At 59.9% G+C, this 23,709-nt stretch carries 22 protein-coding genes; 5 read left to right on the top strand and 17 right to left on the bottom strand.

The window, feature by feature from the left end; translation table 11 throughout:
* The first annotated feature begins 81 nt into the window (after window positions 1-81).
* The gene (locus BS627_RS19700) at window positions 82-1,728 is read left to right on the top strand and encodes an FAD-binding dehydrogenase (RefSeq protein ID WP_077984880.1); all 1,647 of its coding nucleotides are present in this window, start codon (window positions 82-84) and stop codon (window positions 1,726-1,728) included.
* Between the two features lies 1 nt (window position 1,729).
* Here the strand turns inward: BS627_RS19700 and BS627_RS19695 are convergent, their stop codons facing one another.
* Window positions 1,730-3,529, bottom strand: a complete 1,800-nt coding sequence (locus BS627_RS19695) for an ABC transporter transmembrane domain-containing protein (protein ID WP_077984879.1) — start codon at window positions 3,527-3,529, stop codon at window positions 1,730-1,732.
* A 261-nt stretch (window positions 3,530-3,790) separates the two neighbouring features.
* Between BS627_RS19695 and rpmE the strand changes: the two genes are divergently transcribed.
* The gene (rpmE, locus tag BS627_RS19690; protein WP_003497640.1) at window positions 3,791-4,012 is read left to right on the top strand and encodes a 50S ribosomal protein L31; all 222 of its coding nucleotides are present in this window, start codon (window positions 3,791-3,793) and stop codon (window positions 4,010-4,012) included.
* Between the two features lie 150 nt (window positions 4,013-4,162).
* On the opposite strand, the gene rcdA is transcribed toward rpmE, so the two are convergent.
* From rcdA to BS627_RS19675, 3 genes are all read right to left on the bottom strand, one after another.
* Entirely contained in the window at window positions 4,163-4,678 is a 516-nt protein-coding gene (rcdA, locus tag BS627_RS19685) for a protease adaptor protein RcdA (RefSeq protein WP_077984878.1), read from the bottom strand.
* Window positions 4,679-5,081: 403 nt separating this feature from the next.
* Window positions 5,082-5,273 (bottom strand): DUF1192 domain-containing protein, encoded by a 192-nt coding sequence (locus BS627_RS19680; RefSeq protein ID WP_077984877.1) that lies wholly within the window; start codon window positions 5,271-5,273, stop codon window positions 5,082-5,084.
* A complete protein-coding gene (locus tag BS627_RS19675) occupies window positions 5,270-6,559 on the bottom strand; it encodes an MFS transporter (protein ID WP_077984876.1) in 1,290 nt (429 codons plus the stop codon). Before BS627_RS19675 ends, BS627_RS19680 begins: the two co-directional genes overlap by 4 nt.
* Window positions 6,560-6,696: 137 nt before the next feature.
* Here BS627_RS19675 and BS627_RS24645 point away from each other — a divergent pair, with 137 nt between their 5' ends.
* Window positions 6,697-6,852, top strand: a complete 156-nt coding sequence (locus BS627_RS24645) for a hypothetical protein (protein WP_165691327.1) — start codon at window positions 6,697-6,699, stop codon at window positions 6,850-6,852.
* Window positions 6,853-6,941: 89 nt separating this feature from the next.
* Here the strand turns inward: BS627_RS24645 and BS627_RS19670 are convergent, their stop codons facing one another.
* Window positions 6,942-7,427, bottom strand: coding sequence for an Lrp/AsnC family transcriptional regulator (locus BS627_RS19670; protein WP_077984875.1), 486 nt, complete (start codon window positions 7,425-7,427; stop codon window positions 6,942-6,944).
* A 161-nt stretch (window positions 7,428-7,588) separates the two neighbouring features.
* On the opposite strand from BS627_RS19670, the gene BS627_RS19665 reads away from it, so the two are divergent.
* Complete coding sequence (locus BS627_RS19665) at window positions 7,589-8,155, top strand: PPC domain-containing DNA-binding protein (RefSeq protein WP_165691326.1); 567 nt, start codon at window positions 7,589-7,591, stop codon at window positions 8,153-8,155.
* Window positions 8,142-8,549 (top strand): PPC domain-containing DNA-binding protein, encoded by a 408-nt coding sequence (locus tag BS627_RS19660; protein ID WP_162520610.1) that lies wholly within the window; start codon window positions 8,142-8,144, stop codon window positions 8,547-8,549. The genes BS627_RS19665 and BS627_RS19660 overlap by 14 nt, the downstream gene beginning before the upstream one ends.
* A 38-nt stretch (window positions 8,550-8,587) precedes the next feature.
* Here BS627_RS19660 and BS627_RS19655 read toward each other — a convergent pair whose 3' ends face one another.
* The 12 genes from BS627_RS19655 to BS627_RS24735 form a co-directional block, all read right to left on the bottom strand.
* Window positions 8,588-9,481: a PCC domain-containing protein gene (locus tag BS627_RS19655; RefSeq protein ID WP_077984874.1), complete on the bottom strand. Its 894-nt coding sequence runs from the start codon at window positions 9,479-9,481 to the stop codon at window positions 8,588-8,590.
* The gene (locus BS627_RS19650; RefSeq protein ID WP_077984873.1) at window positions 9,478-10,257 is read right to left on the bottom strand and encodes an SDR family NAD(P)-dependent oxidoreductase; all 780 of its coding nucleotides are present in this window, start codon (window positions 10,255-10,257) and stop codon (window positions 9,478-9,480) included. Before BS627_RS19650 ends, BS627_RS19655 begins: the two co-directional genes overlap by 4 nt.
* A 31-nt stretch (window positions 10,258-10,288) precedes the next feature.
* A complete protein-coding gene (locus tag BS627_RS19645) occupies window positions 10,289-11,914 on the bottom strand; it encodes an acyl-CoA synthetase (RefSeq protein WP_077984872.1) in 1,626 nt (541 codons plus the stop codon).
* The gene (locus BS627_RS19640; protein WP_077984871.1) at window positions 11,911-13,080 is read right to left on the bottom strand and encodes an acetyl-CoA acetyltransferase; all 1,170 of its coding nucleotides are present in this window, start codon (window positions 13,078-13,080) and stop codon (window positions 11,911-11,913) included. The genes BS627_RS19645 and BS627_RS19640 overlap by 4 nt, the downstream gene beginning before the upstream one ends.
* Window positions 13,077-13,934 (bottom strand): IclR family transcriptional regulator, encoded by an 858-nt coding sequence (locus BS627_RS19635; protein WP_077984870.1) that lies wholly within the window; start codon window positions 13,932-13,934, stop codon window positions 13,077-13,079. Before BS627_RS19635 ends, BS627_RS19640 begins: the two co-directional genes overlap by 4 nt.
* A gap of 1 nt (window position 13,935) precedes the next feature.
* On the bottom strand, window positions 13,936-14,739 hold the full coding sequence (locus BS627_RS19630; RefSeq protein WP_165691325.1) for an SDR family NAD(P)-dependent oxidoreductase: 804 nt from the start codon (window positions 14,737-14,739) through the stop codon (window positions 13,936-13,938).
* A 76-nt stretch (window positions 14,740-14,815) separates the two neighbouring features.
* On the bottom strand, window positions 14,816-15,826 hold the full coding sequence (locus BS627_RS19625; protein ID WP_003520342.1) for a TRAP transporter substrate-binding protein: 1,011 nt from the start codon (window positions 15,824-15,826) through the stop codon (window positions 14,816-14,818).
* A gap of 66 nt (window positions 15,827-15,892) precedes the next feature.
* On the bottom strand, window positions 15,893-17,770 hold the full coding sequence (locus BS627_RS19620) for a TRAP transporter large permease (protein ID WP_077984891.1): 1,878 nt from the start codon (window positions 17,768-17,770) through the stop codon (window positions 15,893-15,895).
* 683 nt (window positions 17,771-18,453) lie between these two features.
* The gene (locus tag BS627_RS19615; RefSeq protein WP_003523197.1) at window positions 18,454-19,479 is read right to left on the bottom strand and encodes a class I fructose-bisphosphate aldolase; all 1,026 of its coding nucleotides are present in this window, start codon (window positions 19,477-19,479) and stop codon (window positions 18,454-18,456) included.
* Window positions 19,480-19,670: 191 nt separating this feature from the next.
* On the bottom strand, window positions 19,671-20,873 hold the full coding sequence (locus tag BS627_RS19610; protein WP_077984868.1) for a phosphoglycerate kinase: 1,203 nt from the start codon (window positions 20,871-20,873) through the stop codon (window positions 19,671-19,673).
* Window positions 20,874-20,940: 67 nt separating this feature from the next.
* Window positions 20,941-22,806 carry a potassium/proton antiporter gene (locus BS627_RS19605; protein ID WP_077984890.1) on the bottom strand — a complete coding sequence of 622 codons (1,866 nt, stop codon included), beginning with the start codon at window positions 22,804-22,806 and terminating at the stop codon, window positions 20,941-20,943.
* A gap of 512 nt (window positions 22,807-23,318) precedes the next feature.
* The coding region (locus BS627_RS24735; protein ID WP_205635506.1) for a hypothetical protein at window positions 23,319-23,709 on the bottom strand (391 nt) is incomplete at its 5' end.

The following is a 23,709-nucleotide window of genomic DNA, read 5'->3' as shown; positions in this document are numbered from 1 at the left end:
GCCGCGTCATCGCGGTTGCCTTCTGGTGAAAGAAAATTTACGTTCGCGTAAAAGTAATTCCGTCATATCTGGGAGGGGCTGATGGAAGTCTATGACGTGATCGTTGTCGGCGCGGGGCTTGCCGGCCTCGTTTCGGCAACCGAGGCGGCTGAGCGGGGTTTCAGCGTCTGCGTCTTGGATCAGGAGGGCGAGCAGAACCTTGGCGGGCAGGCCTTCTGGTCGCTGGGTGGTCTGTTTTTCGTCGACAGTCCCGAGCAGCGCCGGATGCGGGTGCGAGACAGTCTTGATCTTGCAAGACAGGACTGGCTCGGTTCGGCCGGTTTCGACCGTCCGGAGGACTATTGGCCGCGCCGCTGGGCGGAGGCCTATCTCGATTTTGCCGCCGGTGAGAAACGCGAATGGCTGCACCGCATGGGCATGCGCTGGTTTCCCGTTGTCGGCTGGGCCGAGCGCGGCGGGAGCCTCGCCCACGGCCACGGCAATTCCGTTCCGCGTTTCCATGTCACATGGGGCACGGGTCCGGGCGTACTTGCACCCTTCATCGAAAAGGCGAAGGCCATGGCAGAAACCGGCCGGCTGACTTTCCGCTTTCGCCACCGGGTTGATCGTCTGGAGATCGCAGACCGCCGGGTGACCGGCGTTTCGGGTGCGATTCTAGCGTCCGACCCGGTACAACGCGGACAGGAGAGCAGTCGGGAACAGCAGGGCGATTTTACCCTCTCCGCTGCGGCGGTCATCGTCAGTTCCGGCGGAATCGGCGGCAATCAGGAACTGGTGCGGCGCAACTGGCCGGTGGAACGGCTGGGCGAGCCTCCCGCGAGCATGGTCTGCGGTGTTCCCGCGCATGTGGATGGCCGCATGATAGCCATTACGGAAACGGCCGGCGGAGCCGTCATCAATCGTGACCGCATGTGGCATTATACCGAGGGCGTGAAGAACCACGATCCGATCTGGCCGGATCACGGTATCCGCATCCTGCCCGGTCCCTCGTCCTTCTGGTGCGATGCGGATGGAAACCGCCTCGCCGCCCCCGCCATGCCGGGTTTCGATACGCTCGGTACGCTAAAAATGCTGGGCGAACGCGGCAGCGGCCATAGCTGGTTCATTCTGACCAAGGCGATCATCAAGAAGGAATTTGCGCTTTCAGGCTCGGAGCAGAATCCGGATCTGACCGGCAAGGATATAAGGCTGCTGCTCAAAAGACTGGGCAAGGAACCGCCGGGGCCGGTGCGTGCCTTCATGGAGCGCGGCGAAGATTTCGTCGTTCGGGATACGCTCGAAGAACTCGTGACGGCGATGAATGCCGTCAGCGGCGACGACCGGCTGCATATAGAGCATATCCGCCGGCAGATAGAGGCACGCGACCGCGAAGTAGAAAACGGTTTCAGCAAGGATGCGCAGGTAACGGCCATCCACGGCGCGCGTCGTTATCTCGGCGACCGGCTGATGCGGACGGCAAAACCGCACCGGCTGCTCGATCCGGCAATGGGGCCGCTGATTGCGGTAAGGTTGCATGTGCTGACGCGCAAGACGCTCGGCGGTCTTCATACGGACCTTGAAGCGCGGGTACTGGACGCCGCGGGTGAGCCGGTGCCCGGCCTTTATGCCGCCGGTGAGGTTGCCGGTTTCGGCGGCGGTGGCATGCATGGTTATAATGCGCTGGAGGGCACATTCCTTGGTGGCTGCCTGTTTTCAGGCCGCGTTGCGGGACGCAAGGTACTGGGCTAGTTCACACTTTTGCGCGCAATTCGTCCGGCCCGGTCTGGAATTGCAGTCGGGCAAGCCGCGCATAGAGGCCATCCTGGCGAATGAGGCTCTGATGCGTGCCTTCTTCGATGATGCGGCCTTCATCCATCACCAGAATACGGTCGGCCTTCAGCACGGTGGCGAGACGATGAGCGATGACGATGGTGGTGCGGGTTTTCATCAGTTCATCGAGGGCCTTCTGCACCAGCGTTTCGCTTTCCGCATCCAGCGCTGAGGTGGCTTCGTCGAGAAGCAGGATCGGGGCGTTGCGCAGGATGGCGCGGGCAATGGCGATGCGCTGGCGCTGGCCGCCGGATAGCGTCACGCCGCGCTCGCCCACCTGCGTATCATACCCGTTGGCGAGACGTTCGATGAAGCTGTCGGCCTGCGCGGCGATGGCGGCGGCGCGCACCTCCTCGCGTGTCGCATCCGGCCGGCCGAAGGCAATGTTATCGTGGATGGAGGAGGCGAATATCGCTACATCCTGAGGAACGATGGATAGGCGTGCGCGTAGATCGGCAAGGCTGACGTCGCGAATATCCGCGCCATCGACGGTGATGCGGCCATGCTGCGGATCGTAAAAGCGCATCAGCAGCGAAAAGACCGTGCTCTTGCCGGCGCCGGAAGGCCCGACGATGGCGACGGTTTCGCCGGCGCTGACCTTGAAGGAGAGGCCGGAAACGATTGGTCGTCCTGCCGCGAGCGGGTAGACGAAATCGACATTTTTGAATTCGGCTTCGCCGCGCGGCGGTTGCGGCATGGCGACGGGCGAGGTGGGTTCCGCGACGGGTGAGCGCTCGTTCAGCAGTTCGGAAAGCCGTTCGGCAGCACCACCCGCCTGCGCCAGTTCACCCCAGACTTCCGAGAGCTGACCGAGTCCGCTTGCCGCGATGACCGAATAAAGCACGAACTGGCCGAGCGTACCGGCCGTCATAGTGCCCGACAGGACGCTTTGGGCGCCATACCAGAGAATGCCGACAACGCTGCCGAAGACGAGCGCGATGGCGACGGCGGTGAGGATGGAGCGTGCGCCGATGGCGGCGCGCGCGCCCTGATAGGCGGCTTCCACGGAAGCGCCATAACTGGCATTTGCCAGCACCTCGGCATTAAAGGACTGCACGGTGCGGCTCGCCGCGATCGTCTCGGAGGCATAGGCGGCGGAATTGGCCAATGTGTCCTGCGTGGTTCGGGAGCGGGCGCGAACCGAGCGCCCGAAGGCGATCAGCGGAAAAACAATGAAGGGAATGGCAAGCAGCGCAAGGCCGGAAAGGCCGGGGCTGGTATAGATCATCATCGCCACAGCACCGCAGCACATGATGATGTTGCGCAGCGCCACCGAGGCGGACGAGCCAAAAGCCGAGCGAATCTGCACGGTATCGGCGGTCAGCCGCGAGGTCAGTTCGCCGGATCGATTGCTGTCGAAAAACTGCTGTGACAGCGCGGTAAGGTGGGCAAAGACATCGCGGCGCAGATCGGCGACGACCCTTTCGCCGATGGTCATGACGTAATAATAACGCATGGCGCTGGCGAGAGCGAGGACAACGGCAATCGCCAGAAGCATGGCGAAATAGCTGTTGATCATGCCGCCATCCGGCGTCTGGAATCCGTGATCGATGATACGGCGAACGGCAAGCGGCAGGGCGAGTGTCGTGGCGGAAGAAAGCACGAGAGCGAAAAGGGCGGCCGCCATCAGGCCGCGGTAACGCCGGAGATAGGGAAACAGGCCAAGAAGCGGCTTCAGGCTTCTCTGTTTCGCCGCTTTCTGCTCGTCAATGTCTGCCACGTTCTCTATGCTCCTCGTTCCCTGCTGTTTTTGGGCCTTTTACGGGTGAATTTCCGGTGTACGGCAAAATTCTCGCCCCTTTGGCTATCTCCTTTCACAAGGGGATAGCAGGCTCTTGTTATCTGGGCGACCTTCATGTATAGGCTCCGCATCGAATTGGGAAGCCATAGCCCATCTGGTCTATGGCTTCATTTATTGAAATGGCTCAGTTGACGCAATTGCGGCAAATGGACCGCAAGTCACTTAACCAGGAAGATTGTCATGAAGGCTGATATCCATCCCGATTATCACACGATCAAGGTGGTCATGACCGATGGCACCGAATACGAAACCCGCTCCACCTGGGGTTCGGAAGGCGCTGTCATGAACCTTGAAATCGACCCCAAGTCCCATCCGGCATGGACGGGCGGCAACCAGCAGCTTATGGACCGCGGTGGTCGCGTTTCCAAGTTCAACAAGCGTTTCGGCGGCCTCGGCCTCTGATCCTCTTGCGGACGGATCGTTTAAAAAAAGCCCGGTTTTGCCGGGCTTTTTGTTGCCATTTTTCGGCGATGGCGCTCGCGTAGCACGCAAAAGAAAAAAGCAGGCCGGTGAGCCTGCTTTTCAAATTGTCCGGATAAGGGTCGTCTTTTCTCAGTTGATCGAGAAAGCCGTGCGCAGGAGGTTGAGCTGCGCCTGCACGCTGTTTTCATTGTCCGGCACCTTGGCAGCTTCGGACGGGCGATAGATTTCGCGGTCGAGCAGGGCGATGCGGTTCTGGAGACGCAGCGAGCGCTCGATGAGATCGCGGAAGGATTCCGGCAGGTCGTTCCAGCCTGGCGCGTTACGGTCGACGTTGAAGCTGTCGAGTCGCACCTTGTTCTTTTCGCTCAGAACCTGATCACGGGTCATTTCGCCATTGTTCACGGCCCGCTGCAGCAGCAGCCAGGATGCCATCTGCATCAGGCGGGTGGTGAGGCGCATCGACTCCGCCGCGTAAAGCACGGACGCCATGCGCGGCAGAACCTTGGAGGCTGTGCGGCCAGCTCCATCGAGATAGCTCGCCGTTTCCTCAACCAAGGTCATGCCTTCGGTATAGAGGGCCTTGAACTGGTTGGAAGCAGCCGCGCGACCCGCAAAGCTTATGGTATTTAAAACCTGTTCCGACATTTCTTTAAATCCCTGCTCACGCACCACACTGTCAGGCAACGACGATCCGGATATTTTGTTCCGGCCTTTAGTGTTTTCAGGATGGTATCTTTACCTGAAATGCGCAAGGCAATTATTAAAGAAGGGTTAATACCCACAGTTTTACGAATTGCGGCGACGGGCAAAAAAAGAGCCGCGAAAGCGGCTCTCAAGGTAAAACAGGGAGAAAAATCAGACCAATTCGCCGTATGGAGAAGATGCCTGAGGTCCAGAAGAACTGGACATGTATAGTAATCTCTCAGAAAGCTTAATTTTTGGTTAATGGTAAACGAAAGACTGCCCCGTAATATTCATGTTCGGATACTGGCGGAGCCTTATCTTACGGTGGCGGAAGTGCAGTCGCGTGTCTATTCTGAAGCGCGCATCAGGATCGGAAGAGATTTTCCGCCGCCTGTCTTCCGGCGGATTTCCGTGTCCTCTCCTCCTCGAGTCGGATGATTTCGGCTTGCAGAAGATCGATACGGCTGCTCAACTCGTCCACCGAAAGAAGGCTGAGATCGCCGCCAATCTCATGCGCTGCCGGTTTTTGAGGACGGTCATCGTCAAAGAGGCTCATATACCTGCTCCTTTTTCCACATAATCGCCATCGTCGTCTGGATATTGCGGCGCGCGCGGGTCAAGCGCAATACTTTCCGGCGTCACGAGCGGTGAGGGTGTTGTTGGCATCATCGTCGAGAAATTGTCTTTTTCCTCGGTTGAAAGCGCAGCGCGCCGGCGGCTTCTGATGATGGCGTAGGCGGTGATGAGCAGATGCGCCACAGCCGTCACCAGGAACAGCGCATAGGGGCCGGAATAGGTCATGATCGCGCCGCCGAACGTCGGGCCGATGATGGTGCCGATGCCGTAAAGCAGAAGCAGGCCACCGGAAACCTTGACGAAGTCTTCCGATGCGGCAAAGTCGTTGGCATGGGCCACGGCGATGGGATAAAGCGCGTTGGCGGCGGCACCGTAAATGGCGATCATGGGGATGAGCACATAGACATCATGCGGCTGCACGGCCGCGACGGCCAGGCCCGCGACAGCGCCAACCCCGGCCAGCCCGGCCAGCACGTAGCGGCGGTCTATCCGGTCTGAAAGCCGGCCTGCGGGAAATTGCGCCAGCGCACCCACGAATATCGTGACGGACACCATGATCGCGATCATGGTCGGATCCAGCCCTGCCCGCGCACCGAAGACGGCGCCGAGCGTACCGTAAGCGCCGTTGGCAATGCCGATCATCAGGATGCCGACGAAAGAGACCGGTGAGTTGCGGTAAAGGGCCGGCAGATCCAGCTTCACCTTCTGCAACGGCTGTGGGCTCGCAGCTTTCGAAAGCGTGGCCGGCAGAATGGCGATGCAATAAATGATGCCGCAGATCATGAACAGCGAGGTATTGCTGATATCGCCCATCGGCACGATCATCTGCCCCGCCACGACACCGAGCAGCGTGATGGCGATATAAAGCGAGAAGATCATGCCACGACTTTCATTGGTGGCGCGCTCGTTCAGCCAGCTTTCGATGATCATCGAGGTTCCGGCCGTGCAGAAACCGGTCAGCGCGCGCAGCGCGATCCATGAGGTGTCGTCGATGATAAGGCCGGTCATCAGCACCGTCAGGCACACCAGCGCCACGAAGGACCCGAATGCCCGCACATGGCCAGCGCGGCGCACGATGGCGGGCGCGACAAAGCAGCCAACGACGAACCCCGCCGCCCAGGAGGTGCCTAGAAAGCCAAGAATTTCATTGGAATAACCTTCCGCTGAACCACGCACCGGCAGCACGAGGCCCTGAAGGCCATTGCCGAGAAAAAGAAACAGAGTGCTGGATAAAAGAGCGAATACGGGTAGAAGATTTCTGCTCATGAAAACACTCTCATGCGTTCGGACGGACGGTCGGACAGGTCATAGGACGGGCGTTACCCGAATGAGTTGCACTCTTCTGGTGAACGGTAAAAATGTCCAGCCTGTGACGATGCAGAAATAAAGAAAAGGCTCAATAAATGACGAAGGTGATCGGCCTTTTTTTACTGCTGGCCATGGTGGTCCAGATCATCCGGCCGCTCGGTCTGCCGGGCCTGAAAAAAAGAGGCGATTGCTGGAAGATCGCGGTTGCCGCCTTTGTCATCTGGTCGGTGACGCTGCTTCTGCGCCCGTAACGCAAAAGCCGCCTGTCGGAATGGTTTCAAAGGTTGGCAAGGTGCGAAAATCTCTCCACCGCGCCATTCCCGTATCTGTCCAGACCCGTTCAGGCAGACGGAGGCCCGGCATCGGGGACGACTGACAATGTGTGCTTGAGGCATTTAAGCGCGAAACAGGAGCGGGAGTGGCGCACACCCTCGATCTTGTAAAGCTTGCGGCGCAGAAACTGCTCGTAGCCCGCGGTTCCCGCCACCGCCACCTTGATGAGATAATCATATTCGCCGGTTGTCAGATAGGCTTCCAAGACTTCGGGAAGAGCGGCCATGGCTTCACCGAAACGTTCCAGAACCTCATCGTCGTGGCGGTCCAGCATGATCTCGATGATCACCGTTTCGGTCAGCCCCAGATGGGCCTGATCGAGAATGGCGGTATAACCGCGAATGACCCCTTCGTCTTCCAGCCGCTTGACGCGCTGCCAGCAAGGGCTGGGCGACAGCCCCACCTTTTCCGATAGCTCCGTATTGCTCAGCCTGCCGTTCTCCAGCAGGGCCCGCAATATTTTGCGGTCAATTCTGTCCAGCGGCTTCGTCATGCCGGTCTCCCTGAAATATATTGCAAAAAAATCTGCCGTCCGTGGGGTCGCTCGCGAAAGAAGTGTTTTCCGAAGGGCATTTTGGCGCCGCCATTCGAAAGCACCTTTGGCTGGTCTTTGAGTACCGTACTGCAAGGTACAGGCAGCAGGGAGGAGCAGGCATGGCACCCACACGGCAACAGCATTTTCCAAGGCCGAGAACGCTGATACATCCCGGTATTTCTTCGCCGGTGCGCATCAACAGCCTGCGCTCGCCGTCTGCGCGCCATATGCGGCTGTTCATCGCGCCGGGGTGCAGCCTTTACGATGGCATCGTGCGGTCTTTGGCCGCAAACGGCATCGAAAATGCCTCTTTGACCATTCTTGGCGGTTATTTCGACATCCTGTCCTATTGCGTGGCCCCACCCGATCCTTCCGGCAGGGCGGTCATCGCCTATACGAAACCCATCGACGCGGGGGCGGCCTGGCTGGTTTTCGGCAATGCCACGCTGGGGCGGAGCATGAAGGACGAGCCGATCGTGCATTGTCATGCCGCCATGCGGACTGCGGCGGGTGTGGTCAAAGGCGGCCATTTGCTGACAGAATCCTGTATCGTCGGAGAAGGCGGCATTTCCGCACTTGTGACTTCGCTCGACAGTTTCGTGCTGCAGCAGGCCTTCGATCCCGAAACCAATATTCCCCTTCTTCAACCCAGAAACCGCACGGAGCGCGCCGATGAACACGCATAACACTGTCGAATCCGGCTCCATGGGCCGTGTGGCCTATGCCCGCATCGCACCCAATGAAGATCTCGTGCTCGGCGTGGAGAAACTGTGTCTGGCCGAAGGTTTCCGCAACGCCTTCGTGCGCGGCGCGCTGGGCAGTCTGGTGGATGCGTGCCTCGGCACCCGCAGCGGCGCGTTTTTGCAGATAAACGGTCCTGCCGTTGAAATCGTTTCGATTGCCGGCGAGGTGCGCGCCCAGCCAGATGGTTCGCTGCGCGCCGCGCTGACCGGCGTTGTTGCCGATACCGATGGCGCGGTTTACGGCGGTCCCTTCATTGCCGGCGCCAATCCCGTATGCATGACCTTCGAGGTGACGCTGGAAGAATGGTTGCCTGTGGAGAAACCGCAGGCGGCGTGAGGTACGGTAAGGCGGGCGGTGGAGTTGCACGGCGCAACTCATGCGGCCGCCCCCTGTGTTTCGGTCAGAAGCAGTTCGAAAGTGACGCAGACCGGGTTCTTGCCGCGCACCAGCCGCCCGCCGCTGATCTGCGTGGTAAGATCGACCATCGCAATATCCAGCATTGCCCGTTCGCCACCCGTGGCGGAGGGGTGGATGCGGCCATTGCGGATGAGGATTTCGCTGGCATAGGCGGTGAGACTTGTTCCGTCTTCATAATCCGCACCAATCAGGCTGCCGATACCATTGATCTCGGCCTCCCGCAGGTCGAATTGTTTGCAGGCGGCTTCAAGCGCCGTGCAGATATCGGTATTGGGCCGCACGGTGCATAACAGCGCCCGGAGCCCTGCATCTTTCCGGTTGCGCGGCTGCGGGATGGGCGTGAAGAGGGGGAAGTTGGTTTCCTCGTCCTTCTGCACGTCCAGGATCGCGCCATCCAGCGCCAGCGCCTCAAGCGGTGTTTCCCCGGCAAATTCGGACTCCAAAGGCAGCAGGTGGCCCATGGAGAGAACGCCTTCGGCACTTTTCCACGAACCATGGCAGTGCAGAAACGGCTGACCGTCGCGTCGCCCCATATGCAGGCCGGCATCGATGATCGTGCCTCCCGGCATGGAGAATGTCTCGCTATACCAAGCGGCATGGGCCTCATCGGGGGCGGCCGCGGGCATGACATAGTGCAACCGCTTCATCGGCACATTTTTCAGTCTGACATAACCGCCATCGAAACCCTGTTCGACAAAGGCTTCTGCGATCGCCTCGTTGACGCAGACACCGGGTCTGGCATTCAGCCTGACCGGATGGGCGTGGCAACCGACGACGCGGAAACGTTCGGGTGTTGCCGGCCCCGGATGGACGATACTGCGCGGAAGCCCCTCCGGGGGCATTGTCGTCATACTGCAAGCCCTGCGGTAATGAAGCCACCATCCACGGCCAGCACCTGTCCGTTGATGTAGCTCGCGTCGTCCGACACAAGGAAAGCCACGGCAGAGGCGATCTCGTCCGTCCTGCCATAGCGGTGCATGGGAACGCGGCTGTGCCACTGGCTGCGAACATTCTCCGTATGAACCGCCTGGGTGAGGGGGGTATCGACGGGGCCCGGCGCAATCGCATTGACGCGAATGCCTGATTGCCCCAGCTCGTTCGCCATAACCATCGTCAGAAGATTGACGCCGCCTTTTGAAGCGCCATAAGCGCTGCGGCCGCGATTGCCGCACATGCCGGAAACCGAGCTGATATTGACGATCGAACCGGAAATTGCGCGATCCAGCCAGTAACGCGCGGCGGTGCGGGCCACGGCGAAGCTGCCGACGAGATTAACGTCAACGATACGACGGAATTCTTCCACGCTGGTATCGACCGAAAGCTTGTCGATGCCGATGCCGGCGCTGTTGACGACGGCCACCAGATCAACGGCATGATCCGCGCCGCCTGCCGTCAAGGCGGTGAAAGCTTCCTCTATAGACGTCTCATCCGCCACGTTGCAGACGATGCCGCGCGAGGCATCGATCCCGAGTTTTCCGCAAGCGGCATCCAGCGCCTCACGCTTGAGATCCAGTAGCCATGGCTGCCAGCCGCGCGCCATCAACAGCTGCGCCGTGGAAAAGCCGATACCCGATGCGCCGCCGGTGATGGCGACAGCGCCTTTCATCTCTCTCGTCTGCTGTGTCATACCGTCTCCTCCCGGTTATGCGTTGCGGCCTTCAGCCGGTCAGTTTTTCCTCGAAAACCGGCATCTGGCCGCGCTTTTCCAGCTCCTCGCGGATCATCTTCTTGGTGATCTTGCCATAGGCGGATTTTGGCATGGCATCCCAGAACACAATGGCTTTCGGCAGCTTGTAACGGGCCATCTTGCCGTCGAGATAGGCTTTCAGGTCGATGCCGGCGATATCCGCGCCCTCCCGCGCCACGCAGACGGCGACGCCGACCTCGCCCCACACCGCATCCGGCACGCCCAGAACCGCTGTTTCGCTGATATCCGGGTGCATGAGGATTTTCTCCTCGATCTCACGCGGATAGATGTTCGAGCCGCCGGAAATATACATGTCGGAGGCGCGGCCGGTGATGTATACGAACCCGTTCTCATCGCGGTGGCCAAGATCGCCGGTGCGGAACCAGCCGTTGCGGAACGCTTTGGCATTGGCGTCGGGATTATCGTAATAACCCGCGAAAACAGCGGGACCGATCACGCAGATTTCGCCGGTTTCACCGGCCTGAAGCTCCTCGCCCGCATCGTTCTGGATTTGCACTTCCATGCCGGTGCGATCAAAACCGCAGGTGCCGATCCGCGCCTCAGGGCCGTCTTCGGCGGTGTGGAAGGAAGGCGGCAGCACGGTGATGTTGCCGGTCACTTCGCCGAGGCCGAAATATTGCACCAGCACCGGGCCGAGCTTGGCGAGCGCCCGTTTCTGATCGGCGCGATACATGGGCGCGCCGGCATAGATAACGTAGCGCAGCGACGAATGATCGAAACGATCCACGGAAGGGTCTTCGATCAGCATTTTCAGAATGGTCGGCACGGTGAAGGCATTGGTGACGCGCCATTTCTCGATCAGCGCCCACACCGCGGGCACATCGAGCTTTTCCGCGGCCGGAAGCACCGTTTTTGCCCCATGCGCCACCTGCACCAGCTGGTGAATGCCCGCGCCGTGCGAAAGCGGCGCAACGACGATGGAAGCGTCGCCCGGTCCGGTGCCAGGCATCAGATCGCAGAGATGGTTGGTGATGACAAAGGCCATCTGGCCATGGGTCAGCACCGCAGCCTTGGGCCGGCCCGTCGTGCCGGAGGTGAAGAAGAACCAGCAGGGATCGTCCCGATCCACCGCCTCGCTTTTCACTTTCTGACCCAGATGACGGGCCACGATAGTATCGTAGTCCTCGCCGAATTCGGCCGTGCCAATGGCGATGGTGAAATTGATCGCGGTCGTCTCACGGCTGGCCCTTGCATGCTCGGGAAAAGCGCTGGCGCAGATCATGCCGCGTGCGCCGCTGGCTTTCGCCAGATAGGCGACCTCGTCGGGCGACTGGCGATAATTGGTCGGCACCCACACCGCGCCCACGCGAAAGCAGGCGAACATGGATTCGAACATCTGGTTGTTGTTGGAAGACTGCACCAGAATGCGGTCGCCTTTCCTGACGCCGAATTCGATCACCAGCGCCATCGCCATCGCATCGACGCGGGCGTCCATTTCAGCCCATGTCCAGCTCTTGTCACCCCATACGAAGCCGATGTCGGCAGGGTTGCGGCGCGCAGCCTGGGTCAGGAAATGCGAGAGGTTCATGACCCGCGTGGTCGAAGGCGCAACCCCGCCCGGAGGATGTATCGTCATTTCACGCGCTCCATGATCGATACATAGTTGGCAACCGCAGTTCCTCCCATGTTGAAAACACCGGCGAGCGAGGCGCCGGGGATCTGCATGTCGCCCGCTTCGCCCATCAATTGCATCGCCGCCATGACATGCATGGAAACGCCGGTCGCCCCGACCGGATGCCCCTTGGATTTCAGCCCGCCGGAGGGGTTGATCGGCAGACGCCCGGTTTTCAGGGCTGTGCCTTCGCGCACCACCCGATGGCCTTCGCCGGGCTTCGCCAGCCCCATCGCCTCATATTCGATGAGTTCGGCAATGGTGAAACAATCATGGGTTTCGACGAAGGAGAGGTCGTTGAGCGTCGCCCCGGCGAGTTCCAGCGAACCTGCCCAGGCGCGGCGTGCGCCCTCGAAGGCCAGCGGATCGCGGCGGCTCAGCGCCAGAATGTCATTGACATGCTTGCGGCCCCTGAAACCGATGGCGCGGTTGAGTGTCGCTGCGGTTTCCTCATCGGCCAGAATGATGGCGGCAGCGCCGTCGGAGATCAGCGAGCAGTCGGTGCGGCGCAGGGGGCCTGCGACATAGGGGTTCTTATCCGATACCGTGTTGCAGAAATCGAAGCCGAAATCCTTGCGCATATGGGCATAGGGATTGACCGCGCCATTGGCATGGTTCTTGGCGGCGATCATCGCCAGTTCTTCGGAACGATTACCATAGCGCTGGAAATAGGCCTCAGCGATACGTCCGAACTGGCCGGCAAAGCCGCCGGAAATATCGGCTTCCTCAGCACGGTAGCAGGCGGATAGAAGGATTTCACCCACCTCGGCGGTTGGCAGCGCCGTCATTTTTTCGGCGCCGACAACGAGCGCGATGCGCCCGCGTCCCGCCTCGATGAAATCCATGGCGCTGTAAAGGGCGGCCGATCCCGTCGAGCAGGCGTTCTCGAAACGCACGGCGGGCGTATAGGCGAGGCGCTCATCGCCCATGGCCACCAGCGCGCCCTGAAAATCCTGCTTCGAGAAACCGTTATTCATCACGCCGACGAAAATGCCGTCTATATCGCCGACATCGACGCCGGCATGGTCTATGGCCGGCGCCACGACCGAGGCCATCAGTTGCTCGGTATTTTCAAGGGCCGATTTGCCGAAAGGCGAGTGCGCCCAGCCGACGATCTGTGCTTTGCTCATTTGCTCGTTCTCCTTGTTTGCCGTTTCGCGTCGCCTTCGCCGCGTGTGCGGGCGCGGCTGGCCATCATTTCCGCAATGCGTGTCTCGATGCGGGTTACTTCCTCGCGCAGCACTGCCGCCAGTTCCGGCTGACGCTCCGGCCGCATGCGGCTGTCGACGGCGGCAATGCTCAACGCCCCCGCCACCGCGCCATCCGGGGTTCGGATGGCAACGCCGATACCCCAGGAATTCGAAAGGATCAGACCCGGATTGAGCGAATAACCATTGGTTCTCGTCAATTCGACATCGCGGTGCAGTCCGTCAAGCGTGATGCCGGGATAGTTCGCGGCGATCAGCCCGCTATTGGCGGCAATGACGCTTTCCACCTCGGCGTCGGGCAGCGCCGCCAGCATGGCGAGCGATCCCGCGCCTATGCCCAAGGGGTGCTCGAAACCGGCCTGAAGCGCGTGGGTGCGCACCGGCCAGGTGCCTTCTTCGCGATAAAGGCACAGTGCAAACGTGTCGCGGCGCACGGAAAGGAAACTCGAATCCTCAGTGCGGCGGGAAATGCGCGTCAGACTGTCCTGGGCCATCTGCAGCAAGCCGAAACGGCGCGATGACAGGCTGCCCAGCACATAGGCTTCCTCGCCCAGATAATAACGCCGCGTTTCCTCATCCTGCTCCACCAGGCCTGCGCGGATCAGCGCCAGCAGCAGGCGGCGGGCCGTGGGCTTGTTCAGCCCGCTTTCGGTAACGATGACCGAAAGCGCCACACCGCGTTCGGCATGACGCCCCACCATCGATAGAAGTCCCAGCGCCCGGTCTACCGCGCGCGCGCCCGTCAGGTCGCTTTCTGTGGGAAGCATCGTGGCCATATCAGGAGAACGCTCCCACCGCACAGCTTTGCCCACCATCGACCGGCAGGCAGACGCCGGTGATGAACTTGGCTTCATCGGATGCCAGAAAGACTGCCGCATGGGCGATATCGAAGGCATCGCCCATGCGCCCGACCGGGACCGCGGCATTGCGCGCCGCCACCATATCTTCGACGGAGGCATATTGATTGCTGATCTGCTTGTAGATCAGCGGCGTATCGATCATTCCGGGCAGAACGCAATTGGCGCGAATGCCTTGGCGGGCATATTGCATGGCCAGCGCCACGGTCGCCTGGTTTACGGCGGCTTTCATGGCGTAATAGGCAAAATAGGGATAGCCGGTCCAGCGAATGGAGGCGAGCGAGGAGATGTTGACGATGGCCCCGCCGCCTTGCGCCAGCATTACCGGCAGTACGGCCTTGGTGGTGCGATAAACGGAGCCGATATTGAGATCAACCGAGGCTCGAAAGCGTTCCTCATCCAGCTCGACCGGGCCGCCCATATGGGTCACGCCGACATTATTGTGCAGGATATCGATGCCGCCGAAGACCTCGCAGGTCCGAGCAACCGTGGCCGATACGGAATCGAGTTTCGTCACATCGGCAGCAATCGCAATCGCCTCGAAACCTTCGCCTCGAATGATCTGTGCGGTTTCCTCGGCCGCGTCAACGGAGAGGTCGACACAGGCCACACGCGCGCCTTCGCGGGCAAATTGCATGGCCGCAGCCTTGCCATTGCCGAAACCCGGACCAGATGATCCTGCGCCAAAAACAATGGCGCGTTTTCCCGTCAGGCGACCTGTCAAAACAGTCTCCATTACAATCGTCAGAAATAGTCGGGTCGGCCCCGCCTGACGCGGGGCCAGTTATTCAGCGGACCGATCAGGTCAGGCTGGCGCCAACGGCCTTTTCGAGAATGGCCCAGGCCTCATCGCCATATTTGCCCTTCCATTCGGAATAGAAACCGGCTTCCTTGAGGGTTGCGCGGAAGAGTGAGGCGTCCGTGTCGTTGAAGGTCATGCCCTTGGCAATCAGGTCTTCCTTCACCGAGGCGTTGAGTTTCGCCACATCGGCTCGCTCGTCCTTGCCGGCCTGATTGAGGTTTTTGGCAACGATGGCGCGCAGGTCATCGGGCAGGCGCTCCCAGGCGCGCTTGTTTGCCAGGAACCAGAAGCCGTCCCACATATGGTTCGTGACCGAGCAGAATTTCTGCACTTCGAACAGCTTGGCGGTGGAAATGATCGCCAGCGGGTTTTCCTGGCCATCGACAACGCCGGTCTGCAAGGCGGTGTAGACTTCAGCGAAATTGATCGAGGCAGGGGCAGATTTGAACGCCTTGAACATCGAGGTCCAGAGCGGGCTGACCGGCACGCGAATCTTGAAGCTTTCGAGATCGGCCGGCGTGGCGATGGGCTTCGAAGCGCTGGTGATCTGGCGGAAACCGTTATCCCAGATCGTGTCCATGGCAACGAGGTTCTGCTTGGCGATTTCGCCGCGCACATATTTGCCGAGATCGCCATCCATGGCCGCCCATACCGAATCGTAGTTCGGGAAGGCGAAGCCGATGCCGCTGATGGATGCATTCGGCACCAGCGTCGAGAGGATCAGTGGCGAAAGCGTAAAGAATTCAACACCGCCCGAACGTACCTGGCTCAACACATCGGTATCAGCGCCCAACTGGCTGCTGGGGAAGATGTTGATATTCACCTGGCCGTCGGTTTCCTTGGCGATACGGTCAGCCGCCTCCTTGGCGCGGATGTTCATGGGGTGCGCGGCAGGCAGGTTGTTGGCATATTTATAATTGAATTGCGCAGCGCGGGCGCGCGACACAAAAGCGGTGGCAAGAACGGCGGAACCGGCGCCGGCCAACACGGTACGTCTGTTGATATTCATTGCTTTCTCCTCCCAAAATAAAAGCATATGTCATTCATCGGCGTGGCGGATGGACCCGCCACGGTCTCAGAGCAGAATTGTCGAGAAGCCCGGAATTGCTGCAATCAGCAGCAGACCGATGACCATGGCTGCAAGATAGGGCCAGATGGCGCCCATGGCCTCATCAGGCGAGACGTTGCCAATCTTGCAGGCGATATAGAAACCGATGCCGATGGGCGGCGCCATCAGGCCGATATTCATGGCGACCACCACGACCATCGAATAATGGATGTCGTTGATGCCGAGTGTGCGGGCGATGGGGAACATGATCGGTGCAAGCAATACGATTGCCGGCAGGCCTTCCAGCACGCAACCGAGGATCATGAAAATCAGGATCGACACGACCATATAGGTCATCCAGCCGCCCGGCAAATCGGTGATCATCGCGGTCAGCTGGAAGGCAAAGCCGCTCTGCGTCAGCCCCCAGGCCATCGCCGAGGCGCAGCCGAGGATCAGCAGGATCGCGCCGGAGAGGGCTGCCGTCTCCACCAGCATCGAATAGAGCTTTTTGAAGCTGATGCCGCCGTAAAGCACCGCGCCGATGATCAAGGCATAGAGTACGGCAATGGTGGAAACCTCGGTTGCCGTCGCCACGCCGCCGCCGACCAGACTGCGGATGAGGAAGGGCAAAACCAGCGCCGGGGCGGCAATCAGGGCCGCCTTGCCCACCAGTGGCCATGGGGTGCGTTTTGCGCCTTCCATGTTTTCATGGCGCGCCTTCCAGCGGGCCAGAACGGCCAGCACCAGAAGCAGCACCATGGCGATCATGAAGCCGGAGGTGAAGAGGCCTGCAATCGACACGCCAGCGGCCGAACCGAGAACGATCAGCACGATGGAGGGCGGAACCGTATCGGCCATAGCGGCGCCGGTGGCCAGAAGCGCAATCATTTCCTTGGGCTTGTGACCGCGACGCTTCATTTCGGGAAACAACGCCGGTGCAACCGTCGCCATATCCGAAACCTTGGAGCCGGAAATTCCCGAGACCAGAAACAGCGAGCCGAGCAGCACATAGGACATGCCCGCGCGAATGTGGCCGAACATCGAGGATAGCAGCTCCACAATCGCCTTGCCCATGCCGGTGGCGTCGAGCACGCAGCCCAGCAGCACAAAAACAGGAACCGACAATAGGATGATGCCCGACATGCCTTCGTCGATGCGCCCGATCATCACGATGGTCGGAACCCAGGTGGTAAAGGTCAGGTAGGCGAGGGTTCCAAGGCCGAAACAGAAGGCGATCGGTACGCCCAGCACGAGAAACAACGCCACGAACAGGCCGAGGAAGATCGCCAGATTGAAATTGCCGAAAGTTTCGAGCGTCGGCGATGCCAGATAGAGCAGGCCGGAGGCGACCGCGACGGTGACAATGGCTGCGACGATGTCCCGCAGATTTTCCCTGCGGAAGAGGTTGTTGAGAACCAGCAGCAGCATAAGACAGCAGCCAACCGGCAATGCCGCGGCGCGGTAGGACATTGGAATATTCAGCGCCGCCGAGGTAACGACCCATTCCTCAATGGCATATTCTATCGCCGGCTTGATAATGGCCGCAAGAAATGTCGCCACCAGCACAAGGGCGAGCGAATTGACATAGCCCAGAATGCGCTGCGGAAACATGTTGAGAAACAGCGTCAGGCGCAGATGTTCGCTGCGGTCGATGGCAATTGCCGCACCCAGCATGGCAAACCACAGGAAGCTCAACGACGCCGTTTCATCGATCCAGACGATTGGCAAATGCAGGGCATAACGCGACGCCACGCCCAGCAGAAGCAGGCCGATCATCACCGCCAGCAGCACCGCCGCCACGGCCTCAATGGGTCGCATGAACCACGAGCCTGTTACCGGGCCGGTATGCAAAAGCTCTCCATCGAGTACAAATACGTCGTCATTAGCGTTTGCGGTCATGGTTATCGGGGCCTCCTCTCCCACAGAACAACCTTCGCAACGGACTGCGGCAGACAAAGAGAATTTTACCCACGCCGAGGCCGTAATCGTGGCCTGCGCATCAGGATATATCTGTCATTGCCAGACCGGCGAGACCCCTCCAAAAGCCTGAAACTAGCGGTATATTGCCTCCACAATATGGACCGTTAAATAACTGTGCATTCGGGATACACAGGAAGATTGCCAAAATCAACTGTATAAATGCAGTATTGCGTGGTTTTTGATTGCATGTTTAGAGGTCCACATAGTGGATCGTGTTGTAATTGATTGAAATTCATCTGTGAGGTAACGAGTACGCAGCAATTTCCGGGGCTTTTCGAGAGCCCGTCGAGACGAAAGCGCTTATGGTGCCGGGCGATCCGGATTGTCTGGCGCTATGCGCTGGAGAAGCCGGGGAGCGCATCCGCTGTCTATTGCGGCAATGACGGTCATAAAGTCGTCAGGTCGCACGGCTTCAGCGGATAAGGCTGCCCATGGTGGACATGCTTCCACGCAGGTAGCGATGCACAATCAAAACGGTTGAGAATTATCAGTCAGGTAAAATGAAAGACGATTGGGTCCGTGTGACGGAGTACGGATGATCTTGCTTTATCAAACGCAACAGCCGCCCGTTGGGGCGGCTGCTGTTTATCTGGTGTTCTCTGTCAGCCTCAGGCGGCCTTTTCGAGTTCCTGTTTCCAGTTGCCCTTGGCGGCGAGGCTGTTCATCGCGGCGCGGTGCGTGAAGGCGCGCTGGCCGGCGGCGACGTTTTCCTGCTTGCCGCCCCAGGTCTTGAGGGCCGTATCCTGAAGCGCGCGGCCGTAGGAATAGGTCAGCGACCAGGGCAGGTCGTAGCCGGCATTCATGGCGGAGAGATGCGCCGTCGCCTCTTCGGAGGACTGGCCGCCGGAGAGGAAGGCGATGCCCGGAACGGCCGAGGGCACGGTGGCCTTCAGAACCTTCACGGTCTTTTCCGCCACTTCCTCGACGGAAGCCTTGCGGGCCTTCTTGCCGTCGATGATCATGTTCGGCTTGAGGATCATGCCTTCAAGGTTCACGCGGGCGTCGAACAGATCCGCAAACACGGTCTGCAAAACCCATTGCGTAACTTCCGCACAGCGGTCGATGTCATGCGTGCCGGGCTCGCCGTCCATCAGCACTTCCGGCTCGACGATTGGCACGATGTCCGCCTGCTGGCAGAGCGCGGCGTAACGGGCGAGCGACTGGGAGTTTGCCTTGATAGAGCCCCAGCTCGGACGCTGTTCACCGATAGTGATCACGCCGCGCCACTTGGCGAAGCGGGCACCGGCTTCATGATATTTACGCAGGCGCTCGTAAAGACCGTCGAGACCTTCGGTGATGAATTCATGCGGGTGGAAAGCCATAGGCTTGGCGCCAATATCCACCTTGATGCCCGGCAGGCTGCCGGCCGCCTTGATGATATCCACGAAAGGCGTGCCGTCGGCGGCCTTTTGGAACAGGGTCTCTTCATAGAGGATGACGCCGGAGATGTATTTCTTCATGGCGTCGTCGGAACGGAACAGCATTTCGCGATAATCGCGGCGGGCGGTCTCGGTCGACTCCAGATTGATGCTGTCGAAACGCTTTTTGATCGTTCCCGTGGATTCGTCGGCGGCGAGCAGGCCCTTGCCGTCGGCGACCATTTTGATTGCGATGTCTTCGAGACGTTCGGTCATTTGCTATTCTCCCAAGGCACAATAAATTTCCGATAACAGAAGTTCCAGGGCAGGGAAATGGCACGCTAACTCATTGAAACGATTGAAATCATTTCAATCGTTTGAAACTTTTCCTCCCGCGTGCACTTACCAAAAAACAAGGCCGGACAAGCATCGCTTGTCCGGCCTTGTGTCAGGCAAGTTAGATAAGTTTACTTGGCGGCGGAGAGGATGGCAACGCCCGGCAGTTCCTTGCCTTCCATCCATTCGAGGAAGGCGCCGCCAGCCGTGGATACATAGGAGAAATCGTCCGAAACACCGGCATGGTTGAGCGCCGCGACGGTATCACCACCGCCTGCAACGGAGACGAGCTTGCCGGCCTTCGTGCATTCGGCGGCATGTTTTGCCGCAGCCACAGTCGCTGCATCAAAGGGCTCGATTTCAAAGGCGCCGAGCGGGCCGTTCCAGACCAGCGTTTCCGCACGGGAAATCCAGGCCTTGATGCTTTCCACCGATTTCGGGCCGACATCGAGAACCATAGCATCGGCGGGAATGGCGTTGATATCGACGGTTTCATTGGCCGCACCAGCCTTGAATTCGCGAGCCACCACGCCATCTTCCGGCAGCACGATGGCGCAGCCGGATGTCGCCGCCTCGATCATGATCTGCTTTGCGGTCTCGGCCAGATCATGCTCGCAGAGTGATTTGCCAACATTTGTGCCGCGTGCGGCGAGGAAGGTGTTGGCCATGCCACCGCCGATGACGAGGGCGTCGACCTTCTTGACGAGGTTCATCAAGAGATCGATCTTGCTCGAAACCTTGGCGCCGCCGACGATGGCGACCACCGGACGGACCGGCTGGCCAAGACCCTTTTCCAGCGCCTCTAGCTCGGCCTGCATGGTGCGTCCGGCATAAGCGGGCAGGTGGCGCGCAAGTCCTTCGGTGGAGGCGTGGGCGCGGTGGGCGGCGGAGAAAGCGTCGTTCACATAGACATCGCCGTTGGCCGCCAGCGCCTCGACGAAGGTGGGATCGTTCTTTTCTTCGCCCTTGTGGAAGCGGGTGTTTTCCAGAAGCAGGATATCGCCGTCGTTCAGTTTCGCGACGGCGTCCGCCGCCGGTACGCCGATGCAGTCGGTCGCGAAGGAAACGGCGTGATCCAGCACTTCCTCGACGGCGGGCACGATCTGGGAGAGCGACATGTCGGCGACCGGTTCGCCCTTCGGACGGCCGAAATGAGCGAGCAGGATGACTTTCGCACCCTTGGAGGACAGCTCCAGAATGGTCGGCGCAACACGTTCGATACGGGTTGCGTCCGTCACCTTGCCATCCGCGACCGGCACGTTGAGATCAACGCGGACGAGAACGCGCTTTCCGGCAATGTCGTTGAGGTCGTCGAGGGTCTTGAAAGCGGGCATAGGTCGATCCTGATTTGTTGCGAGTTCGGCACGGACCATACTATGCCTGAATGCCGACGCAAGCGGGTCAGGTCTCATTTTCTCTCACTGTATTGGCAGGTGCCGGGGTGCTTTCTTCCAAGCCGGCGGGGCGCGGCTGGCGCTTCTCTGCGAGATAATGGCGCACACGGTTGAGGATTTCCGAAAAGCTGATGAAGATCGGCAGGCTGGTGGCCGGTTCTACCGGTTCGAGGGAGATGCCCACCCCGGTTATCACCTCGTGTTCGTCCAATGTGCGAACGATCAGAACGATGGAGCCGAGGCGCACGCGGTCGGCGTAAGCAGCCTTGCCGGCAAGGCGTGCTTCGATCAATTCTGCAACGCTCATCGTCTGTTCGGCGGCCGATAGCAAACCGGGACCATAGGCCGCGTCCAGCTCCTTCGCCGGGCGGGCGGGTGAGATCGCGAAGGTGCCGAAGAACTCGGCGTCGTCATCGGCAACCGGCAGGGCGCTGGCGAACAGCCGATCGATCAGGCGGGAATAGCCCGGTGCGATGAAGAGGTAGACGAGATCGTTCTCCCGCAGCCGCCCGGCATATTGATAGCGGATCGACTTGCCGTCGCGCACCACCAGCGAAGGCATGGCCCAGCGTGGAATGCGCTCGCCCTGCATGATGGCGCTGCCGTTCGCGACCCGGTAGGAGATCAGTTCATGATTGGCCGTGCCGGGAAGATCGACCTCCAGCTTGTCCACCTCGCCCATGCGCGGCGGCACGATCAGTCCGAGCCGTGTCGCCACGGGCTTGATGGTCCAGCCTTGCACGAGAAGTGACACCAGCACGATGATGAAGGCGGCGTTGAAATAAATCTGCGCATCGTCCAGCCCGCCGAGAATGGGCATGATGGCGAGCAGGATGGAGACGGCGCCGCGCAGGCCCACCCATGCCACGAAGGAGGTTTCCTGCTGGGTATAATTGAAGGGCATGAGGCTCAGCCAGACCGCAAGCGGGCGGGCGACGAAGATGAGGAAAAGCGCGAGCAGCACGGCCGGAATGGCGATCGCCGGAAATTGCGACGGGGTGGCGAGCAGGCCGAGCATCAAGAACATGATGATCTGTGCAAGCCAGGTCAGCCCCTCATGGAAACGGCGGATGGTTTCCTTGGCGAAAATCCGGCGGTTGCCGGCAACAATGCCAGCCACATAGACCGCCAGAAAACCGCTGCCGCCAATTGTACCGGTGAAAGAGAAGACCAGCAGCGCCAGTGCGAGCACGAAAATTGGAGCCAGTCCGCGGTCGGCGGCGAACCGATTGACGACGGTGGCGATCATGACGCCGCCGAGCAGGCCGAAAATCACGCCAAGCCCCATCTGCTCGATGAAAAGCAGCAGAAAGCCGCTGTCGATGCCGGCCAATCCCTGACCCTTGGCGATGATTTCAACCAGGGCAATGGTGAGGAAGATCGCCATCGGATCGTTGGTGCCGGATTCGACTTCCAGCGTCGAACGAACCTGATCGCGTATGTGGATGCCGCCGATGCGCAGCAGGAAGAATACGGCCGCCGCATCGGTGGAGGCGACGATGGCGCCAAGCAGCAGTCCTTCTAGCCAGGAAAGCCCAAGCAAAAGCGCCGCTGCGCCCGCAAAAAAGACGGATGTGAGGATGACGCCGACTGTGGCGAGAGTGACGGCGGGTGCGGCCGAAAGCCGGAAGGACTGGATGGACGTGCCGAAACCGGAATCGAAGAGGATGACGGCAAGCACCAGCGAGCCAAGCATATAGGCCAACGGATTGTTGGCGAATTGGATGCCGAGGCCGTCCACGCCGGCTGCAAGGCCGATCATCAGGAAAAGCAGGAGGAGAGGCGCGCCGAAGCGGAAGGCGATGAGGCTCGAAAACGCGGCGACGAGAACGAGAACAGTTGCGACCAGCAACAGAAGATAAAATGATTCCACGTCCACCCGCCTTACTCAAACCGCCTTGGCCGCTGCGATAATGGCTCTGCGCGTTTGCAGTCAATGCGCCACGGGTTGCGGTCTGTCAGCGCCGTTTCGGGCGGCGTTGAAAGACGATGCAAGGCGGGGTGTATCGAATGATACGGCAGGGCCGCAGTGCATTGCGCACGACCATTATCCCTGTGTTTCTTGTCAGTCCCAAAATGGACCAGACAAAGGCAGGAAATCAGATTTTTTCCGGCGTGCAGGGAAAAATCCAAGGCGTGGAGACGCGGCGCATACCCCGCAAAAACAATTCACCTGCCCGTGTTTCAACGTAACATAGAGACAATGCAGCTGGGTTAGTTCTCGCCTCCGAATTGCTTTTTTCATTACCGGAGCGATCGGATGAAACGGATAACTACCTTTATAATACTACTGGCCGCCGGCCCGATAGTTTCGGGTTGCTCGAGTACGGAGCAGACGGCGGCAAACATGGCCGCGCAACGAGAGCGCTGCCGCGTCTTCGGCTACTACGAAGGCTCGCGGGATTTCGCCGACTGCATGATGAAACTCTCCATGCAGCAAAGCGAATTGAGGCAACAGACTTTCGATACGATCTGGAGCAGCGCCGGGAACTCGGGTCCGGTCGTTATCAACAATAGAAAATGACGAATGCGCGCGCCTCTTGCGGCTGGATGAGGGACGGCTTGCACCGTCAATCGGCCGGTGACGGTTTTCGATCCGAAGCGCTCCGCCTTGCTTCGGGATCGACGCCGGCGGGATCCCTCACTCCCGTCGGCATTTTTCTGGCAAACAAAAACCGGCAGGATTGCTCCTGCCGGTTCAGACCGCTGACAAACCCGTCGATATTTTCGGCGGGTTTTTTCTTTTTCGGGATGATGACGTTTTGTTGTGGTCTTT

Source organism: Agrobacterium salinitolerans (genome assembly GCF_002008225.1).
Lineage (GTDB): Bacteria > Pseudomonadota > Alphaproteobacteria > Rhizobiales > Rhizobiaceae > Agrobacterium > Agrobacterium salinitolerans.
Note: the sequence above shows the minus strand (reverse complement) of the source record. Positions and strands in the feature narration are given on the sequence as shown.